The sequence below is a fragment of the Micromonospora sp. NPDC048947 genome, from assembly GCF_040649495.1.
GTDB lineage: Bacteria > Actinomycetota > Actinomycetes > Mycobacteriales > Micromonosporaceae > Micromonospora > Micromonospora alfalfae.
The window spans coordinates 16,286-36,100 of record NZ_JBEZFO010000031.1; the positions used below are offsets into that span (position 1 = coordinate 16,286).

General features: G+C 72.7%; 17 protein-coding genes and 1 tRNA gene. 15 read left to right on the forward strand and 3 right to left on the reverse strand.

Translation table 11 applies throughout. The features are described from left to right. The first annotated feature begins 40 nt into the window (after positions 1–40). The 6 genes from AB0B98_RS30985 to AB0B98_RS31010 all read left to right on the forward strand — a co-directional run bounded on the left by AB0B98_RS30985 (position 41) and on the right by AB0B98_RS31010 (position 8,774). Entirely contained in the window at positions 41–907 is an 867-nt protein-coding gene (locus AB0B98_RS30985) for a hypothetical protein (protein WP_357367180.1), read from the forward strand. Position 908: 1 nt separating this feature from the next. After that, the gene (locus tag AB0B98_RS30990) at positions 909–2,597 is read left to right on the forward strand and encodes a lipid II flippase MurJ (RefSeq protein ID WP_357367181.1); all 1,689 of its coding nucleotides are present in this window, start codon (positions 909–911) and stop codon (positions 2,595–2,597) included. Beyond that, complete coding sequence (locus AB0B98_RS30995; RefSeq protein ID WP_357367183.1) at positions 2,594–3,763, forward strand: glycosyltransferase family 4 protein; 1,170 nt, start codon at positions 2,594–2,596, stop codon at positions 3,761–3,763. Before AB0B98_RS30990 ends, AB0B98_RS30995 begins: the two co-directional genes overlap by 4 nt. Beyond that, positions 3,763–6,177 (forward strand): hypothetical protein, encoded by a 2,415-nt coding sequence (locus AB0B98_RS31000; protein WP_357367185.1) that lies wholly within the window; start codon positions 3,763–3,765, stop codon positions 6,175–6,177. The genes AB0B98_RS30995 and AB0B98_RS31000 overlap by 1 nt, the downstream gene beginning before the upstream one ends. 163 nt (positions 6,178–6,340) lie before the next feature. After that, positions 6,341–8,092: a CTP synthase gene (locus tag AB0B98_RS31005; RefSeq protein ID WP_112697923.1), complete on the forward strand. Its 1,752-nt coding sequence runs from the start codon at positions 6,341–6,343 to the stop codon at positions 8,090–8,092. 76 nt (positions 8,093–8,168) lie between these two features. Then, complete coding sequence (locus AB0B98_RS31010; protein ID WP_357367187.1) at positions 8,169–8,774, forward strand: NUDIX hydrolase; 606 nt, start codon at positions 8,169–8,171, stop codon at positions 8,772–8,774. An 83-nt stretch (positions 8,775–8,857) separates the two neighbouring features. On the opposite strand, the gene AB0B98_RS31015 is transcribed toward AB0B98_RS31010, so the two are convergent. After that, positions 8,858–9,199, reverse strand: a complete 342-nt coding sequence (locus tag AB0B98_RS31015; RefSeq protein WP_091407251.1) for a TM2 domain-containing protein — start codon at positions 9,197–9,199, stop codon at positions 8,858–8,860. 226 nt (positions 9,200–9,425) lie between these two features. Here AB0B98_RS31015 and ald point away from each other — a divergent pair, with 226 nt between their 5' ends. From ald to AB0B98_RS31060, 9 genes are all read left to right on the forward strand, one after another. After that, a complete protein-coding gene (ald, locus tag AB0B98_RS31020; protein ID WP_238670846.1) occupies positions 9,426–10,541 on the forward strand; it encodes an alanine dehydrogenase in 1,116 nt (371 codons plus the stop codon). A 38-nt stretch (positions 10,542–10,579) separates the two neighbouring features. Further along, the gene (locus AB0B98_RS31025; protein WP_357367189.1) at positions 10,580–11,545 is read left to right on the forward strand and encodes a site-specific tyrosine recombinase XerD; all 966 of its coding nucleotides are present in this window, start codon (positions 10,580–10,582) and stop codon (positions 11,543–11,545) included. 179 nt (positions 11,546–11,724) lie between these two features. Further along, complete coding sequence (locus tag AB0B98_RS31030; RefSeq protein WP_124862901.1) at positions 11,725–12,648, forward strand: AAA family ATPase; 924 nt, start codon at positions 11,725–11,727, stop codon at positions 12,646–12,648. A gap of 41 nt (positions 12,649–12,689) precedes the next feature. Next, positions 12,690–13,736, forward strand: coding sequence for a segregation/condensation protein A (locus AB0B98_RS31035; protein ID WP_357367191.1), 1,047 nt, complete (start codon positions 12,690–12,692; stop codon positions 13,734–13,736). Continuing rightward, entirely contained in the window at positions 13,729–14,832 is a 1,104-nt protein-coding gene (gene scpB, locus AB0B98_RS31040; protein WP_357367193.1) for an SMC-Scp complex subunit ScpB, read from the forward strand. Before AB0B98_RS31035 ends, scpB begins: the two co-directional genes overlap by 8 nt. Beyond that, positions 14,819–15,589 (forward strand): pseudouridine synthase, encoded by a 771-nt coding sequence (locus AB0B98_RS31045; protein WP_238659881.1) that lies wholly within the window; start codon positions 14,819–14,821, stop codon positions 15,587–15,589. The genes scpB and AB0B98_RS31045 overlap by 14 nt, the downstream gene beginning before the upstream one ends. A gap of 194 nt (positions 15,590–15,783) precedes the next feature. After that, the gene (gene cmk / locus AB0B98_RS31050; RefSeq protein ID WP_357367195.1) at positions 15,784–16,518 is read left to right on the forward strand and encodes a (d)CMP kinase; all 735 of its coding nucleotides are present in this window, start codon (positions 15,784–15,786) and stop codon (positions 16,516–16,518) included. Further along, positions 16,515–17,921: a ribosome biogenesis GTPase Der gene (gene der, locus AB0B98_RS31055; protein WP_357274859.1), complete on the forward strand. Its 1,407-nt coding sequence runs from the start codon at positions 16,515–16,517 to the stop codon at positions 17,919–17,921. The genes cmk and der overlap by 4 nt, the downstream gene beginning before the upstream one ends. 210 nt (positions 17,922–18,131) lie before the next feature. Beyond that, positions 18,132–18,205: transfer RNA gene (locus tag AB0B98_RS31060), tRNA-Pro, on the forward strand. Between the two features lie 113 nt (positions 18,206–18,318). On the opposite strand, the gene AB0B98_RS31065 is transcribed toward AB0B98_RS31060, so the two are convergent. Both AB0B98_RS31065 and AB0B98_RS31070 read right to left on the reverse strand, forming a co-directional pair. Then, on the reverse strand, positions 18,319–19,530 hold the full coding sequence (locus tag AB0B98_RS31065) for a tyrosine-type recombinase/integrase (RefSeq protein WP_357367197.1): 1,212 nt from the start codon (positions 19,528–19,530) through the stop codon (positions 18,319–18,321). 4 nt (positions 19,531–19,534) lie between these two features. Next, positions 19,535–19,744, reverse strand: coding sequence for a helix-turn-helix domain-containing protein (locus AB0B98_RS31070; protein WP_357367198.1), 210 nt, complete (start codon positions 19,742–19,744; stop codon positions 19,535–19,537). Positions 19,745–19,815: the final 71 nt, after the last annotated feature.

The window sequence follows — 19,815 nt, forward strand, 5'->3', positions numbered from 1 at the left end:
CCGACCAGGTGGCGCGTGACCGAGCCAGCGAGGTGACGGCGTGAGCACCCTGGGCCGCCTGTTGATCGCCGGCGCGGGCGCCGCGGCGGCCCGCTACGCGTTGCGTGAGGCGCGCAGCTCGCCGGCCGGACCCGCGCTGGAGCGCACCAACTTCCGTGGCCGCACGGTGAGCCTGGCCGCCGGGCCGGCGCTCGCCGTCGGCGCTGCCGCCGCCGGCGCGTTCGGTGCCACCGGCGGTGCCGCCGGTGGGGCCGCAGTGGTCGCCGGTCTTGGCGCGGGGGGCGTCGGCCTGTACGACGACGTGGTCGGCGCGCGGCCGGAGCAGAAGACTGCCAAGGGCTTCGCCGGGCACCTCGCCGCGCTGCGCGAGGGGCGGGTCACCGCCGGTCTGGTCAAGGTCGTCGGGGTGGGCGCCGCCGGGCTGGGCGCCGCCGCGCTGCTCGCCGCCGACCCCCGGGTCGCCGCGCACCCGCGCCGGCAGCGGCACGGTGCGTTCGGCCGGGGTGTCGACGTGCTGCTCGGCGCCGGCGTGATCGCCGGCACGGCCAACCTGCTCAACCTGCTCGACCTGCGGCCGGGCCGCGCCCTCAAGTCCGGGCTGCTGCTCGCCGCGCCGCTGACCGGCGGCCCGCAGGGCGGGATCGCCGCGGGCGCGGCCGGCGCCGCCGCCGGCCTGCTCCGCGACGACCTGGCCGAGGACGTGATGCTCGGCGACAGTGGCGCGAACGCGCTCGGGGCGGTCCTCGGCGTCGCGCTCGCCGCCCGTACCGGCCCACTCGGCCGGGCCGGTCTGCTCGCCGTCCTGGCCGGGCTCACCGCCGCCAGCGAGAAGGTCAGCTTCACCGCGGTGATCCAGCGGACCCCGGGGCTACGCGAACTCGACGCACTGGGCCGACGCGCCGACTGACGTGAACAGACCGGCACCCCTCGCCGGCGCCGGCCGGCTGGCCGGGGCAGCCGCGCTCATCGCCGTCCTCACCGTGGCCAGCCGACTCGCCGGCTTCGGTCGCACCGCCGTGTTCACCTGGAGCTTGGCGCCCACCGACCTCGGTGGCACCTACGTGGTGGCCAACGCGGTGCCGAACTTCATCTTCGAGATCGTCGCCGGGGGAGCGCTGGCCAGCCTCGTCGTGCCGCTGCTCGCCGGCGCTGTCGCGGCCGGCGACCGGACGGCAGTGGCCCGGACCACCGGTGCGCTGCTGACCTGGACGCTGGCCCTGCTGGTCCCGCTGGCGCTGCTCGTGGTGCTGCTCGCCGGCCCGGTGGTCGAGTCGCTGGGCCACCACCTGACCGCCGCCCAGCAGCAGAGCGGCGTGCGGATGCTGCGGGTCTTCGCGCCGCAACTGCCGCTGTACGGGGTCGGCATCGTGCTCACCGGGGTGCTCCAGGCACACCGCCGTTTCGCCTGGCCGGTGCTCGCCCCGTTGCTGTCCAGCCTCACCGTCATCGTCGTGTACCTGGGGTTCACCGTCACGCAGGGCCGCTACGCCACTGTCGGCGGGGTGAGCCCCGGCGGTGAGCTGCTGCTCTCCGGCGGCACCACCCTCGGCGTGGTGGTGCTGTCGCTGTCGTTGCTGATTCCGGTCCGCCGGTTGCGCCTCGGGCTGCGGCCCGGGTTCGGGTTCCCCACCGACGCGCGGGCCCGGGTCGGCGGGTTGGCGGTGGCCGGCGCGGTCACCGTCACCACCCAGCAGATCGCTCTGATCGTCAGCCTGAACCAGGTCACCGCCGGTGCGCGGAGCAACCCGGGTGTCTACAACCTGGCGCAGACCGTCTACCTGTTGCCGTGGGCGGTGCTGGCGGTGCCGCTGGCCATCGCCGCCTACCCGACCCTGGCGGCGGCGCGGGCCGCCGGGGACGAGCAGACCTACCGCACGACTCTGGCACCGGCAGTCCGCGGTGTGCTCCTGTTCAGTTGCCTCGGCACGGCCGCGTTGATCGGGACCGCAGGCCCGGTCGGGCACTTCTTCTTCCCGTCGGACACCGCGTCGACCGCCGCCGCCGCGATCATCGGGTACGCCCCCGGCCTGGTCGGCTACGGCCTCTTCGCGGTGCTCACCCGGGCGCTCTACGCCAGGGGCGAGACCCGGGCGGCGACGCTGGCCACGGCGGTCGGCTTCCTGGTGGTGCCGGCCGTCGTCCTGCTGCTCGGCGCGGTGCTGCCACTGCGGGACCGGGTGCTCGCTGTGACGTCCGCGAACTCGGTGGGGATGTTGGTGCTCGGCGCCCTGCTGCTCCTGGCGGTGCTGCGCAGCGCCGGCCGTCCCGCCCTCGCCGGGGCGGCACGGGCCGCAGCGGCCGGTGGCCTCGCCGGTGTGCTCGCCGGGCTCGCCGGGCTGGGCCTCAGCCGTTGGCTCGACCAGTCGGACGGCGGCACCCCGACGACGGCGGCGGCGTTCGGTCAGGGCATGCTGTCCGGGGTTCTGGTTGGGGTTGTGTTCCTCGCCGTGGTCTGGTTCGTCGACCGGCGGGACGTACAGCCACTGCTCGCCGGGGTGCTGCGGCGTCTGGGCCGGCGGAGGCCGTCCGGCGGTGCGCCGACACCGGGCGCGGGCTCCGCGGAGCGGGGCGACGGGAAGGAGACGGCGACGCGATGACTGAGCCAGCTCTGCCTGCCGGCTGGTCGGGCACCGTCGCGTTGGTGCTCGCGTCCAGCACCGGCGGCGTCGGCCAGCACGTCCGTTCGGTGGCCCGTGGCCTCGTCGCGGGCGGCACCACCGTCCTGGTCTGCGGGCCCGCCGCCACTCAGGAGCAGTTCGACTTCACCGGTGTCGGTGCGCGGTTCGCGCCGGTGGAGATCCCGGCCAGCCCGACTCCGGCCGACGCGCGGGCGGTGCTCGCGCTACGCCGGGTGCTCGCTGCCGCTCACGTCGACGTGGTGCACGCGCACGGCCTGCGGGCCGGGTTGGTCGCGGTGCTGGCCCGTCCGGCCGCCCCGTTGATCGTCACCTGGCACAACGCGGTGCTCGCGGGGGGACTGCGGGGCGGTGTGTCCCGGCTCGTCGAACGGGTGGTCGCCCGGGGCGTCCGGGTGGCGCTCGGCGCCTCCGCGGACCTGGTGCGACGGGCCGCCGAGGTGGGTGCCGCCGACGCCCGGCTCGCCCCGGTCGCCGCGCCGACGCTGCCCGCGCCGCGTCGACGCCCGGCGGCGGTACGCGCCGAGTTCGGCGTCCGCCCGGACCAGCCGTTGATCGTCTCGGTTGGTCGGTTGCACCCACAGAAGCGCTACGACGTGCTGATCGACGCGGCGGCCCGCTGGCGTACGCGTACCCCGCCGCCGGTCGTGGTGATCGCGGGCAGCGGGCCGGCGTATCTGCCGCTGGCCGCCCGGACCTCCGCCGCCCGCGCCCCGGTGACCCTGCTGGGGCACCGCACCGACGTGGCCGACCTGCTCGCCGGCGCCGACCTGGCCGTGGTGACCAGCGACTGGGAGGCGCGACAACTCTTCGCCCAGGAGGCGCTGCGCGCCGGTGTGCCGCTGGTGGCCACCGCTGTCGGCGGGCTCCCGGACCTGGTCGGCGACGCCGCGACGCTTGTCCCCGCTGGTGACGTGGACGCTGTCGACGTGGCCGTCCGCGCGTTGCTGGACGATCCGGCGGCTCGGGCGGAGTTGGGCCGGCGTGGCGCCGAACGGGCGGCGACGTGGCCGACCGAGGCGGACACCGTCGCCACGCTTGCCGCCCTCTACGCCGAGCTGGCCGGGAATCCCGGTGGTCCGGCGGCCGCCCCGGGCTCCGACGCCCCGAGAACGGGACACCGGTGATGCTGCGCCGAATCGCCCCCGCCCTGTTGACAGTGCTCGTGGTGGCGCTGGGCGTCACAGCTCTCGCCGCCCGCCCACCCCGGGGCACCCCGCAACGCACCGCCGACTTCGTGGTGCTCGCCGGGATCGCCGGGCTGCGCTGGGAGGACGTGGATCCGCAGAGCACCCCGACGCTGTGGCGGATGGCCCAGGACGGCTCGATCGGCTCGCTGTCGGTGCGGTCCGCGCACCGGCCCACCTGCCCGGTGGACGGCTGGCTGACCCTGGGCGCGGGCAGCTTCGCCGCGTGGAACGGCAGCCGGTCGGTCGACGGTTGCCCGTCGGCGGCGGTGACTGTGGAACAACCGGACGGCATCGGCGCGAACCTGCCCGACCAGGAGAGCGTGGTCCAGTACAACCAGCAGCGGCTGCCCTGGGGAGCCCTGCCCGGCTCGCTGTCCGAGTCGGTGCGGTGCTCCGTGGCCGTGGGCCCGGGCGCGGCGGTGGCCGCCGCCCGACCGTTCGGCCGCGTCGACCGGTACGCCTCGGGGTTGCCGGCCGACCCGCGGTCGCTGCTCGGCTCGTGTGTGCTGAGCATCGTCGACCTCGGCACTGTCAAGGGGGCCGACCCGGCCACCCGCGCCGAGGAGGCCCGCGCGGCGGACGCCGAGCTGGCCCGGGTGCTGGCGGCGCGACCTCCACGGTCGTTGGTGCTGGTCGCGGGGATCTCCGACACCACCCAGCCGGCCCGGCTGCACGTGGCGGTCGCCGACGGGCCGGGCTGGGAGCGGGGGTGGCTCACCTCGGCCAGCACCGGCCGGGACGGGTACCTGCAACTCGTCGACCTCGCGCCGACCGCCCTCGCCGCGTTGGGCCGGCCCATGCCGGAGCGGCTCTTCCTCGGCCGTCCGGCGATCAGCACCGGCGGCCGTCCCGCCGACCTGGCCGAGGCCGTCAACGCGCCGGCGAACGCCGACCGGGAGGCGGCCGCCCAGCGTTCCGTCTCCGGGGCGTTCTTCGCGTTGCTCGCCGGGGTGCAGGTGCTGCTGGCGATCGCGATCCTGCCGCTGCTGCGCCGGGCCCGTCCGCACGCCGGCCCGGCCGGCCCGACGCCCGTCTCCGGGCGGATCGTGGCGGTGATGGAGCTGCTGCTGGTCGCCGTGGCGTTGACCGTGCCGGCGGCGCTGCTGGCCGACGCGGTGCCCTGGTGGCGCGGCGAGCACCCGGGGTGGATCTTCGCCGGGGTGACAGCGCTGCTGGTGGCCGCCGGCACCGCGGCGGTGCGGTTCGCCCCCGGGTACGCGAACACCCTCGGGCCGCTCGGAGCGGTGGCCGGCCTCAGCACGCTCGTGGTCGGGCTGGACGTGCTCACCGGGGCCCGCCTCCAGCTCAACAGCGTGGTCGGCTACTCCGCGTTGCAGGGCGGCCGGTACGCCGGGCTGAGCACTGTGGGGTTGGGAGTGTTCCTCGCCGGTGCGCTGGTCACCGGTGGCTGGTTCGCCCAACGGGTGCACCGGGGCTGGCGGCCGGCGGTGATGGTGGCGGTGGGTGGCCTCGCCGTGGTGGTGGTCGGCAGCCCGTACCTGGGCGCCGACCCGGTCGGCGCGATCGCGCTCACCGCCGGGGTGAGCGTCGCCGCCGTGATCAGCGCCGGTGGCTGGTTGACGATCAGCCGGCTGGCCTGGGCCACCATGGCCGCGCTGGCGGTCGGTATCGGGTTCGCGGTGGTGGACCTGCGGCGTCCTCCGGCGGAGCGAGGCAGCCTGGGCCGGTTCCTCTCCGCGCTCGGTGACGGCACCGGCGGGTTCGCTGTGCACCGGTCCAGCACCGAGAATTTCGAGACGTTGGTCAACAGCCCGCTGACGGTGCTGGCGCTGGTCGGCGGGTTGCTGGTGTGGTTCGCCCTGTTGCAGCCGTGGGGTGGGCTGATGCGGCTGTTCGGCATCTACCCCGCGGTCCGGGCCGCGCTGGCCGGCACCGTGGTCGCCGCGATACTCGGTGGTGTGCTCGACGGCGCGGCCCTGGACGTGATGGGCGCTGCCGCCGCCCTGGTGGTGCCGATGGCCGCCCTGGCGTCGCTGCGGGTGCTCGGGCACGCCGCGGACCGCACCCGCCCGGTAGCGGGCCGCCCCCGCGCCAACGGCGCCGACGACGACTCGGGGTCCGGCGGGGTCGGCCCGGTCGGTGGGGGCGACGGTCCGACCGGTGGCGGTGGGCCACTGGGTGCCGTGCACCCCCGTCCGATCGCCGGTCCGTCTCCGAGCGCCCCGGCGACCCTCGCCCAACCGGCTTCGGACAGTCCGGGCGAGCGTCACGGGGACGCCGACGAACCGGACGAGCCGACCGCGAGCCTCTCGACGCCGGACGCCGCGCCGACGGTGCCCGGGCCGCCCCGGCAGGTCTCCCGGTCATCGACGGAGGTTGCCGCGTCCTGAGCGTCGGGCCTCGCCAAGATGGCCCGGAGGTGTCGCAGCCGGGGTGCGGCCTGCGGGTACCCGGCCGGGAGGTGTTACCGTCGAATCCCGTGGATCGCGTGATCACTTTGCTGATCAAGCACGGCGGTCTGCATGACCGCGACAGACGACACGGGAGCAGGCCTTGGCCCCATCAGCACGGACGACCAGGCACATTTTCGTCACCGGGGGCGTCGCCTCCTCGCTGGGTAAGGGCCTCACCGCCTCCAGCCTCGGCAACCTGCTGACCGCGCGCGGGCTGCGCGTGGTGATGCAGAAGCTCGACCCCTACCTGAACGTCGACCCGGGGACGATGAACCCGTTCCAGCACGGTGAGGTCTTCGTCACCGAGGACGGCGCCGAGACCGACCTCGACGTCGGGCACTACGAGCGCTTCCTCGACCGGGCGCTGTCCGGCAAGGCGAACGTCACCACCGGCCAGATCTACTCCGACGTGATCGCCAAGGAGCGGCGCGGCGAGTACCTGGGCGACACCGTCCAGGTCATCCCGCACATCACCAACGAGATCAAGTCGCGGATCCTGGCGATGGCCGACCCGGACGAGGACGGCCAACTTCCCGACGTGGTGATCACCGAGGTCGGTGGCACCGTCGGCGACATCGAGTCGCTGCCATTTTTGGAGGCGATCCGTCAGGTCCGCCACGACCTGGGCCGCGACAACTGCTTCTACCTGCACGTCTCGTTGGTGCCGTACCTGGCGCCCTCGGGTGAGCTGAAGACCAAGCCGACGCAGCACTCGGTGGCGCAGCTGCGCAACATCGGTATCCAGCCGGACGCGATAGTGCTCCGCTGCGACCGGGAGATCCCGGTGAAGCTCAAGGAGAAGCTGTCGCTCTACTGCGACGTGGACGCCGAGGCGGTCGTCGCCGCCCCGGACGCCCCGAGCATCTACGACATCCCGAAGGTGCTGCACCGGGAGGGGCTCGACGCGTACGTGGTGCGCCGGCTCGGCCTGTCCTTCCGGGACGTGGACTGGGCCAGCTGGGACGACCTGCTGGAGCGGGTGCACCGCCCCCGGCACACCGTCACCGTCGCCGTGGTCGGCAAGTACGTCGACCTGCCCGACGCGTACCTGTCGGTGAGTGAGGCCATCCGGGCGGCGGGCTTCGGCCACCGGGCCCGGGTGCAGCTGCGGTGGGTGCCCAGCGACGAGTGCGTCACCCCGGCCGGCGCCGCCGCGGCGTTGGCCGGCGTGGACGGCATCCTCATCCCCGGCGGCTTCGGCGTCCGCGGCATCGAGGGCAAGATCGGCACCGCCCGGTACGCCCGCGAGGCCGGCATCCCGCTGCTCGGTCTCTGCCTCGGCCTGCAGTGCATGACCATCGAGGTGGCCCGGCACCTGGCCGACCTGGACGGCGCCAACTCGTTGGAGTTCGACGAGCAGGCGGCCCACCCGGTCATCGCCACGATGGCCGACCAGGAGGACATCGTCGCCGGCCGGGGCGACCTGGGCGGCACCATGCGGCTGGGCGCGTACCCGGCGACGTTGACCGAGGGCTCGATCGTCGCCGAGGCGTACGGCAGCACCGAGATCAGCGAGCGGCACCGGCACCGCTACGAGGTGAACAACGCCTACCGGGACGCGCTGACCAAGGCGGGCCTGCACATCTCCGGCACCTCGCCGGACGGCCGGCTGGTCGAGTTCATCGAACTGGACCGGAGCCTGCACCCGTTCTTCGTGGCCACCCAGGCCCACCCCGAGTTGAAGAGCCGCCCGACCCGCCCGCACCCGTTGTTCGCCTCGTTCGTCAAGGCCGCTGTGGCGTACTCGCAGGCCGACCAGCTGCCTGTCGACCTGGACGCGGCGGCGGAGGCCCCGACGACGCGCAAGGCCGCCCGCAACGGGGCCGCGACGAAGGCGTCGTCGGCCTCGTGAGCGAGCGCAGCGAGCGAACCAGCAGGCTCAGCAGCGTGGCGCCTCGCGCCGTCGTCGAAAGCAGCGAGGCGACGGCGTGAGCGAGCTGGAGCACCGCTACGAGGTGCGTTCCCGGCAGGAGCGGTACCGGGGGCGGATCTTCGACGTGGTCACCGAGGAGGTGACCATGCCGGGCGGTGGGACCGGGCTGCGGGACCTCGTCCGGCACGTCGGGGCGGTGGCAGTGGTGGCGCTCGACGACGCCGGCCAGGTGGTGCTGATCCGGCAGTACCGGCACCCGGTGGGGCGGCACCTGTGGGAGCTGCCGGCCGGTCTGATGGACGTCTCCGGCGAGGAGTTGCCGGTGGCCGCGCTGCGGGAGTTGGCCGAGGAGGCCGACCTCACCGCCGGGCGGGTCGACGTGCTGGTGGACCTGCACAGCTCGCCGGGGTTCACCAACGAGATCGTCCGGGTGTTCCTGGCCCGCGACCTCGCCGACGTGCCGGCCGACGAGCGGCACGAGCGCCACGACGAGGAGGCCGACCTCCAGGTCGTCCGGATCGACCTGGACGAGGCGGTCGCCATGGTCCTGGCCGGTGAGATCACCAACGCGTCAGCGGTGGCCGGGCTGCTGGCCGCAGCCCGCGCCCGGGACACCGGCTTCGCGTCTCTGCGCCGGGCGGACGCGCCGCTGCCGCGCTGAGCGTCGCCGCCGGTCCAGCCGGTGGGGGAGTACGCACGAGAGGGGCCCCGCGGTCAGCCGCGGGGCCCCTCTCGCTGGTTGGTCTAGGAGTCGCGCAGCGGACGGCCCTGCGCGTCCGTGCCGCCGTTGACCAGGATGAGGATGCCGTCGACGACGCCCCAGAGAGCGCCGACGCCGCAGGTCACCAGGCTCACGACGAGCTGGAGAACGGCGATCTTGGTGTGTCCGGTGTAGAACCGACCGGCACCGAAGGTGCCGAGCAGGATGCCGAGGATGCCCGCGACGATCTTGCTCTTGTCGGAGACGCCCTGGGGGTACCCCGGCTGGGGGTACCCGGGCTGGTAAGGAGGAGTGGTCATGGGCGGACACATTAGTGATCCACTCGCCGGCTGTCCGCACCGCCGCCCGGCAGATGGGACGATAATGGTGAAACACTGTCCTGTTGGCTGAGGTGACGCCCGGCCGCCGAATCTCGGCGCCGCCCTGACACTTCGTCAGGACACCCGGGCACCGGGTGCCACTGTGCTGGCTCGCGGCGGCACCGGGCGCGCCTAGACTGCCGCCGCAGGACCGGTGTACCGCGATGGCAAAGGGGCCGTCGTGGCACCGAGCAGTCGGGGGAGAGCAGCCCCGAAGAGAGGTGTCTGCATCGTGAAGGTCGGAATCCCACGCGAGGTCAAGAACCACGAGTACCGCGTGGCGATCACGCCAGCGGGTGTCAACGAGTTCACCCGCAGCGGCCACCAGGTCTTCGTCGAGTCCGGCGCCGGGGTTGGCTCCAGCATCACCGACGAGGAGTTCGCCGCCGCCGGCGCGAAGATCCTCGCCACCGCCGACGAGGTGTGGGAGACCGCCGAGCTGGTGCTCAAGGTCAAGGAGCCGATCGCCGAGGAGTACCACCGGATGCGCGAGGGGCAGGTGCTCTTCACCTACCTGCACCTGGCCGCCTCCAAGGAGTGCACCGACGCGCTGATCGACCGCCGGGTCACCGGCATCGCGTACGAGACCGTCGAGCTGCCCGACCGGTCGCTGCCGCTGCTCGCCCCGATGTCCGAGGTGGCCGGCCGGCTCGCCCCGCAGGTGGGCGCCTTCTACATGATGCGTACCGGCGGTGGGCGCGGTGTGCTGCCCGGCGGCGTCTCCGGCGTGTACGCGGCCAAGACCGTGGTCATCGGCGCCGGCGTCTCCGGCATGAACGCCGCCGCGATCGCGCTGGGTCTGCAGTCCGAGGTGCTGCTGCTGGACAAGAACGTCGCCCGGCTGCGGCAGGCCGACGCGATCTACCGGGGCCACCTGCAGACCGTCGCCTCCAACGCGTACGAGGTCGAGCGTGCCGTGCTCGACGCCGACCTGGTCATCGGCGCGGTGCTGGTGCCCGGCGCGAAGGCCCCGACGCTGATCTCGAACGAGCTGGTCTCCCGGATGAAGCCGGGCAGCGTGCTCGTCGACATCGCCATCGACCAGGGCGGCTGCTTCGAGGATTCGCGCCCCACCACCCACGCCGACCCGGTCTACAAGGTGCACGAGTCGATCTTCTACTGCGTCGCGAACATGCCTGGCGCGGTGCCGAACACCAGCACCTACGCGCTGACCAACGTCACCCTGCCGTACGCCCTGGAGCTGGCCAACCAGGGCTGGCGCGAGGCGCTGCGCAACGACCCGGCGCTGGCGTTGGGCCTCAACACCCACGCCGGGCAGGTCACCTACGGCCCGGTCGCCGAGTCGCACGGCATGGACGTGCTCCCGCTGGCCGACGCGCTGGCCTGAGCGGTGGCGGGCTGACCAGCGGCACGGACTCCGCCGGCGTGGGCACAGCACCCACGCCGGCGCTGCGCCGTGCCGTTCGCGGTTACCTCGACCACCTGACCGTCGAGCGTGGCCTCTCCGCCAACACGCTCTCCTCGTACCGCCGGGATCTGGACCGCTATCTCGCCACCCTGGCCGATGCCGGCGTCACCGACCTCGCGTCGGTCGGCGCCGGCCTCGTCGAGTCGCACCTGGCGCGGCTACGCGCGGGCGACGACGCGCACCCACCGCTGGCGGTCTCCTCCGCCGCCCGCGCGGCCAGCGCGGTACGGGGCCTGCACCGCTTCGCGTTGCGCGAGGGCCTGGCCGGCGCCGATCCGAGCCGCGACGTTCGCCCGCCCACGCCGCCCCGCCGGCTGCCCAGGGCGCTACCTGTCGACGACGTGGTCCGGCTGTTGGAGACCACCGGCCCGATCACCGCGACCGGCGACGAGGCGCCCCTCGCGCTGCGCGACCGGGCACTGCTGGAGTTCCTGTACGGCACCGGCGCGCGCATCTCCGAGGCTGTCGGCGCCGCGGTGGACGACCTCGACACCGACGACGGCGCTGTGCTGCTGCGCGGCAAGGGCGGCCGGGTGCGGCTGGTGCCGATCGGTGGGTACGCCGTCGACGCCGTCCGCGCCTACCTGGTCCGGGCCCGTCCCGGGCTGGCCGCCGCCGGCCGGGGCACCCCGGCGGTGTTCCTCAACGCCCGCGGCGGCGCGCTGTCCCGCCAGGGCGCCTGGGGCATCCTGCGCCGCGCCGCCGACCGGGCCGGGCTGCCCGTCGACGGGCCCGCCGCGGTCTCCCCGCACACACTGCGCCATTCCTACGCCACCCATCTGCTCGACGGCGGCGCCGACGTTCGGGTGGTCCAGGAGCTGCTCGGTCACGCGTCGGTGACCACCACCCAGGTCTACACGTTGGTCACGGTGGAGCGGTTGCGCGAGGTGTACGCGACCGCCCACCCCCGCGCCCAGGGCTGAACCGGTCGCTGTCGACGCCGACACGCCGGGCCGGTGCCGAACCCCCTGCTGGTCGGTGGCGTACAGTCGGCATCGGCGCGGACCTCCTGGAGCGACACGACCGGGGTGCGCAGCGGCGCCGCGAAGGACGTCGGACGGCTCCGACGCCGGGTGGGTCGTCGGGAGGGGGCAACGAGCACATGGCTGGCAACGGTGACCGTGCCGAGACCTGGACGTCGGAGCTCCGCGAGCAGCAGGCCACGCTCGGCGCGGACCTGGGTCCTGCGGACCCGGCTGCCTACACGATGCGCAAGCCCATTCCCGAGCCGATGCCCACCGACCGGCACGGCCCCGCGCGCATCATCGCGATGGCCAACCAGAAGGGTGGCGTCGGCAAGACCACCACCACCATCAACCTGGGCGCGGCGCTCGCCGAGTACGGTCGCAAGGTGCTGCTGGTCGACTTCGACCCGCAGGGCGCGCTCTCGGTGGGCCTGGGCGTCAACCCGCACAACCTCGACCTGTCCGTCTACAACCTGCTCATGCAGGACGACGTGATCGCCGAGGACGTTCTCATCAAGACCGACGTGGCGGGCCTGCACCTGCTGCCGGCCAACATCGACCTCTCCGCCGCCGAGATCCAGCTCGTCAACGAGGTCGCCCGGGAGATGGCCCTGGCCCGGGTCCTGCGCACGGTCCGCAAGGAGTACGACTACATCCTGATCGACTGCCAGCCGTCACTCGGCCTGCTGGCGATCAACGCTTTGACCGTCGCGCACGGCGTGCTCATCCCGCTGGAGTGCGAGTTCTTCAGCCTGCGCGGTGTGGCACTGCTGCTGGACACCATCGACAAGGTGCGCGAGCGCCTCAACTTCGACCTGGAGCTCGAAGGCATCCTCGCCACCATGTACGACAGCCGCACCACCCACTGCCGCCAGGTCCTCCAGCGGGTCGTGGAGGCGTTCGGCGACAAGGTCTACCAGACGGTCATCACCAAGACGGTGAAGTTCCCCGAGTCCACCGTGGCCGGTGCCCCCATCACGACGATGGATCCGGCCTCCTCCGGGGCACGTAACTACCGTCAGCTGGCCCGCGAGGTGATCGCCGCCCAGTCGGAGCGGTAGCCGGAACGCCCGGTGCCCGACTCGTGGACTACGGTCGTCCGGTGACCGCGCCACCCCTCGACCCACCAGAGACCGCCGACGCGGCAGTGGTCGACGGTGTGCCGCCCGCCGACCCGGTCGCCAGCGGTTTCACGGTCCGGCTGGCCAACTTCACCGGCCCGTTCGATCTGCTGCTGCAACTGATCGGCAAGCACAAACTCGACGTCACCGAGGTGGCCCTGCACACGGTCACCGACGAGTTCATCGCCTACATCAGGGCGATGGGCGACAACTGGGACCTGGACGAGGCCAGCGAGTTCCTGCTGATCGCCGCGACCCTGCTCGATCTGAAGGCGGCCCGGCTGTTGCCCGCCGCCGAGGTGGAGGACGAGGCCGACCTCGCGCTGCTGGAGGCACGGGACCTGCTCTTCGCCCGGCTGTTGCAGTACAAGGCGTACAAGGAGGCGGCGGCGCACATCGCGGAGCTGGAGGCCGTGGGCGGCCGACGCTATCCGCGCGCCGTCAGCCTGGAGGCCCGCTACGCCGAGGCGCTGCCCGACCTGGTGCTCGGCATCGGCCCCCAGCGGCTGCTGAAACTGGCCGTGAAGGCGATGACCCCGAAGCCGGTGCCGGAGGTCTCCATCGCCCACGTGCACATGGTCCGGGTCAGTGTCCGGGAACACGCGGCGATTCTCGCCGCCCGGCTGCGCCGGGCCGGCACCGCCACGTTCTCGCTGCTCTGCGCCGACTGCGAGGCCACCCTGGAGGTGGTGGCCCGGTTCCTGGCGCTGCTGGAGCTGTACCGGGAGGGCCTGGTGTCGTTCGTGCAGGAGCAGGCCCTGGAGGAGCTGACAGTGCGCTGGACCGGCCCGGTCGACGGCGACACCGAGCTGCACGTCGACGAGTACGCCGGCACACCGGCCGACCCGGAGTCGCCTGAGCCTGAGCCGGCGAGGGCTGGGCCTGAGCCGGCGGTGGCAGAACCTGCGGGGAATGGGCCTGAGCTGGTGGGGGCTGACCCCGTGCCGGCGGGGGCAGACCTTGTGCCGACGGAGGAGGCCGGCGGGCCGGACGGGACGGGAATGACGGAGGGTGCGCGGGATGAGTGACGAGCAACGTCGGGACTCGCTGGCCGATCAGGCCGCCGCCTGGGTCCCCCCGTGGGACCGCCCCCGCCCGCCCGCCGCCGCCGACACCCCCACGGAGCCGGACGACTCAGCCGCAGCACCCGACACCGAGGAGCTGGCCGAGCCGACCACCGATCGGGCCGCGGCGGCCGAGGCACTGCCCGAAGCGGCGGCGCGCCGACCGGAAATCGACGCCGCCGCCGATTCCGCCGAGCCGGACATGGTCTCGTCGGGTTCTGCGCAGGTTGACCCGGATGGGCCGGGCCCAGACGACGCAGGCCCGGGTGGGCCAGACCCGGTCGAGGTGACCGCGGGTGGGCCCGATCCCCTTGAGGTGGCCTCGGACGAGGCGGGCCCGGGTGAGCCAGATCGCGTTGAGGCGGCCGCGGACGAGGTGGGCCCTACGGGACCGGACCTCGGTGCGGTGACGGACGGCACGGTGGGGGAGCCGGGCGGCGCTGGGGGCGTACCCCGGCGGCAGCTGACGGGGCGGCGGCGGGCGACCGCCGCGCCGGAGCCCGCGCCCGAGCTGTCCGACCCGGAGCTGCGCGGCGCGTTGGAGGCGATTCTGCTGGTCGTCGACGAGCCGGTCAGCGAGCTGGTGCTGGCCCAGGTGCTGGAGCAGCCCGCCGAGCGGGTCGGGCCGATGCTCGACGAGATCGCCGCCGGTTACACAGCGGCCGGGCACGGGTTCGAGCTGCGCCGGGCGGCCGGCGGGTGGCGGCTGTACACCCGGCCGGAATACGCTACGTACGTTGAGCGGTTCGTGTTGGACGGGCAGTCCGTGCGGCTGACCCAGGCGGCGCTGGAGACGCTCGCCGTGGTTGCGTACAAGCAGCCGGTGACCCGTTCGCGAATCTCAGCCATCCGGGGTGTGAACTGCGACGGGGTCATCCGTACGCTGGTCACCCGTGGCCTCATCGAGGAGTGCGGCACCGAAACGGACAGTGGGGCGTTCCTCTACCGGACCACCACGTTGTTCCTGGAGAAGCTCGGGCTGAACACCGTCGACGAGCTGCCGCCCCTCGCACCCTTCCTGCCCGACGACGTAGAAGAGCTTGCTGATGCGACCCGATAACCGTTCCCCCAAACCCGACGCGCCCGTCTACGAGGGGGCTGAGCGCCTGCAGAAGGTGCTCGCCGCCGCCGGCGTGGGCTCCCGGCGTGCCTGCGAGGATCTGATCTTCCGGCGCCGGGTTACCGTGGACGGGCGGGTCGCCAAGCTCGGCGACAAGGTCGACCCGGCCACCTCCGTGATCCACGTGGACGGGGAGCGCCTCCAGGTCGACATTCGCCTGGTCTACGTGGCGATGAACAAGCCGCGCGGAGTGGTTACCTCCATGGCGGACGACAAGGGGCGCAACGAGCTGGCCGAGTTCATCGGCAACCGGGTGGAGCAGCGGGTCTACCACGTGGGGCGGCTCGACGCGGACAGTGAGGGCCTGCTGCTGCTCACCAACGACGGCACCCTCGCGCACAAGCTCATGCACCCCTCGTACGAGGTGCTGAAGACCTATCTCGCCGAGGTGGTCGGGCCGATCCCGCGCAACCTGAGCAAGCGGCTGCTCGCCGGCGTCGAGCTGGAGGACGGGCCGGTGAAGGTCGACTCGTTCAAGGTGGTGGACACTCTGGGTAAAAGCGCCCAGGTGGAGCTGAGCCTGCACGAGGGCCGCAAGCACATCGTCCGACGGCTGATGGAGGAGGTCGGACACCCGGTCACCCGGCTGGTGCGTACCTCGATCGGTCCTATCCGGCTGGGTGAACTGCGGACCGGACGGATCCGGCGGTTGACGAACGCCGAGGTCGCCGCCCTGTTCAACGCGGTGGGTGACTGACCCCCGAGTTCGGGGTACGGCAGCCGGTAGGCTCCACCGATGGCCGGGACGCGGCCGCCGGGTGGCGTGGGTCGCCTCCGGCGGCGTCGCGCGCGGGTCCGCCAATGGACCCGGGCATGATTGATGACGATTGACAACCGCTTGCGGCGCCAGCTCACCGGGCGATCCGTGAGGTACGGGCTGAGGAGGACACGGTGGAGGAAAACGTACGGGCCGGGCGATGTGTGGTCGCTGTGGACGGGCCGTCCGGTTCGGGTAAGTCCACCGTGTCGCGGCGGCTCGCCGCGAGCATCGGTGCGCGCTACCTGGACACCGGGGCGATGTACCGGGCGATCACGTGGGCCGTGCTGCGCTCCGGCGTGGATCTCACCGACGCCGCGTCGGTGGCAAAGGTCGCCGGCGAGGTCAACCTGCGCATCGGCACCCACCCGCAGGGGTACGCCGTGACAGTCGACGGTGTGGGCGTGGACGCGGACATCCGCGGCACCGAGGTGACCGGCGCGGTTTCCGCCGTCGCCGCCGTGCCGGCTGTCCGTGAGCTGCTCGTCACCAGGCAGCGCGAGATGATCGCCAACGCTGGTCGGATGGTGGTCGAGGGTCGTGACATCGGCTCTGTCGTGGCGCCGGACGCCGACCTGAAGGTCTTCCTGACCGCCTCCGAGGCGGCCCGTGCCGCCCGGCGCAGCGCCGAGGACGCCGCCGACGTGGCGGCCACTGCCGCCGATCTGGCCCGGCGGGACCGTCTCGACTCGACCCGCAAGGTCAACCCGCTGGCCCAGGCGCCCGACGCGGTGGTGCTGGACACCACCGAGCTGGGCATCGACGAGGTCGTGGCGCGGATGCGCGACCTGCTCACCGAGCGGGGCGTGGCGATGAGCCGTGCTGTTGTGTCTCATGACGGTCCGGAGCGAAGCGGAGGAGCGGCATGAGTAGCGATGGCGGCGGGTGGGTCGAGCTGCGTGAGCCCGAGGTCGCCCTCGAGGAACCGAGCGGCCCGCAGCCGGTGGTGGCCGTGGTCGGCCGCCCCAACGTGGGCAAGTCGACGCTTGTCAACCGGATCATCGGCCGCCGGCAGGCGGTCGTCGAGGACGTCCCCGGCGTGACCCGTGACCGGGTGCCGTACGACGCGCAGTGGAACGGCCGGGCGTTCACAGTGGTGGACACCGGCGGTTGGGAACCGGACGCCAAGGACCGGGCCGCGGCCATCGCGGCGCAGGCCGAGACGGCGGTCGTCACCGCCGACGTGGTGCTCTTCGTTGTCGACGCGATGGTGGGCTCCACCGACGTCGACGAGGCAGCGGTGAAGATGCTGCGGCGCAGCGCCAAGCCGGTGATCCTGGTGGCCAACAAGGCCGACAACAACTCCATCGAGATGGAGGCCACCTCGCTGTGGTCGCTCGGTCTCGGTGAGCCGTTCCCGGTGTCCGCGCTGCACGGACGAGGCTCCGGCGACCTGCTGGACGCCATCCTCGCCGCGCTGCCGGAGGCACCGGCGATCGTGGAGAACCGTCCGCGTGGACCGCGCCGGGTGGCGCTGGTCGGGCGGCCGAACGTCGGCAAGTCCAGCCTGCTCAACCGGTTCTCCGGGGAAGAGCGGGCGGTCGTCGACTCGGTGGCGGGCACCACTGTGGACCCGGTGGACAGCCTGGTCGAGATCGGCGGTCAGACCTGGCAGCTGGTCGACACGGCCGGCCTGCGCAAGCGGGTCGGCAAGGCCAGCGGCACCGAGTACTACGCCAGCCTGCGCACCGCCGGCGCGATCGAGGCCGCCGAGGTGGCAGTGGTGCTGCTGGACTCCAGCGAGCCGATCAGCGAGCAGGACCAGCGGATCCTGTCGATGGTGACCGAGTCGGGCCGGGCGCTGGTCATCGCGTTCAACAAGTGGGACCTCGTCGACGCCGACCGTCGGTACTACCTGGACAAGGAAATCGACCGGGAGCTGCGCCGCATCCCCTGGGCGATCCGGCTGAACCTGTCGGCGATGACCGGCCGTGCCGTGGACAAGCTGGCCCCGGCCCTGAACAAGGCGCTGGCCAGCTGGGAAACCCGGGTGCCGACCGCGCACCTCAACCAGTGGCTGACCGCGCTGGTGCAGGCCACCCCGCACCCGGTGCGTGGTGGGCGGGCGCCGCGGATCCTGTTCGCGACGCAGGCCGGTGTGGCACCGCCACGGTTCGTGCTCTTCACCACCGGCCCGCTCGACGCCGGCTACCAGCGCTTCGTCGAGCGCAAGCTCCGCGAGGAATTCGGGTACGAGGGCAGCCCGATCGAGATCTCGGTCCGCCCGCGCAAGAAGCTCGGCCCCGGCGGCCGAGGCAAGGCGCACGGCTGACCCGGTTCAGTTCTGCCAAATGCCGGATGGGCGCCCCGCCCATCCGGCATTTCCCTACCCAACCCCACCCTCCTAGGACGCTCTAGGGGTTGTGCGGTAGCTCTTCACGGGGTGGTTCGGCTACATCGCGGTGCCGGTGGGGCCTGTGCGGACGACTCGGAGCTGCTGCGCTAAGCTGTACCGGCTGCCGCGGGGGAAACCACGCGGGGGCGGGACGTGGCGCAGCTTGGTAGCGCACTTGACTGGGGGTCAAGGGGTCGTCGGTTCGAATCCGGCCGTCCCGACAGAGAAGAAGCCCTGACCAGCGGAAACGCTGGTCAGGGCTTTAAGTTTGTCTATGGGGTTTTGAACCGCCCCCCGAAAACCCCCCATTTACCGGAGTCGGCGACCAGGTTCGTCATCCCTGCGCATCGTTGGGCAATGCGTGTGTGGGACGTCGCCCGCGGTCTGCACCGAGTCGCTCGAGGATGTCCGAGACGTCCGGGGCTTGGGCGGGCTTGGCGATGTAGTACGTGGCGGTGACCTCCTCGCTGGAGTGTCCCAGCTGTGCTGCGGCGCTTTTCGTGTCGGTCTCTTCCTTGATGAGGGTGGCGACGGTCTTGCGGAAGGTGTGAGGGGTGACCCAGGCGAGGTCGGTGTCGGAGCGAGCCTCACGCCACTGGCGGCGGACGTTGTTGGGCGAGAGCCAGGTGCCGCGTCGGGAGGCGAAGATCGCGTCGTGGGGGTTGTCGGCGGCGACGAGCTTGCGGGCCATGATCATGCCGACGGCGAACCGGGGCAGCACGACCATTCGCCAGCCGGCGTCGCTCTTGGTCCAGGGTTGGCGGAAGAAGCCCTGGCCTTTGACGAAGACGAGCGTGCCGCAGATCGTCAGGGTGGGGCGTTCGGCGGCGAGGTCGAGGTCCTCCCATCGCAGAGCAAGGATCTCGCCGATGCGGGCGCCGGTGGCGAGCATCAGGTCGACGACGTCCGCCAGGTCGCCGCTGTGCCGTGGTCCGGGCTTGCCGGGGATCGGTCGCTGCCAGTCACGGATAGCCGTGCGGACGGCCTGGAGATTCTCGTCGGTGAGGGCGACGACCATGCGGCGGGGTTTACGGAGCCGGCCGGTGTCGCGTACGGGGTTGGTGGGGATCGCGCCGTGGCGAACGGCCAGGGCGAACATCTGACTCAGGACAACTTTCGCGCCCTTGGCTGCCGAGGGACGGTCTTTGGCGATGTCGCGCAGGAACCGATCCAGGCGCCCGACGCTGGCTTCTCTGATTCGGAGGTTCCCCAGGGCGGGCAGGATCGCGTTGCGAGTGCTGGTCTCATATCGCTGGATGGTCTGTGCTGCGATCCGCTCCTCGGTGGTGATCTCTTCGATCCACAACTCGGCGAGTCTGCTGACGCGGGTCTCCCGGGTGATCTCGTCGTCGTTGGGGGTGGTGCGGTCACGTAGCTTGACCTTCAGCGCCCGTTCCGCGGCCGGACCGGTGGTGCCGGTGGCCTCGATGTCGCGGGTCTTGCCGTCGTAGTCGCGAAACCGCGCTCGGGCGCGGAACCGATTAGGCCCCAGCTTCTGAGCGCGGATCTTGCCCCAGGTGCCGATGGGCAGTTCAGGTCGGGCCATGGGGTCAGCGCTCCGCATCGGTGTGGTCGTCGAGCCAGCGTTCGACTTCGCTGCGCCGGTAGCGCAGGGTGTTGCCGACGCGGATGGCGCGGGGTCCCTTGCCTCGGCTGTGCCAGGCGTAGAGGGTGTTCTTGGGCTTGCCCAGCCAGGCGGCGACGTCGTCGATGCTCAGGAGAGGGTCTGGCCGCCATTGCGGGGCGGCTGAGACGTTCATCGGCGACCCAACATGTTGGTGGAGCCGGGCAGTCGGCGCGGCGTGACGCGGCCGGCAGGCTGCCGGCCACC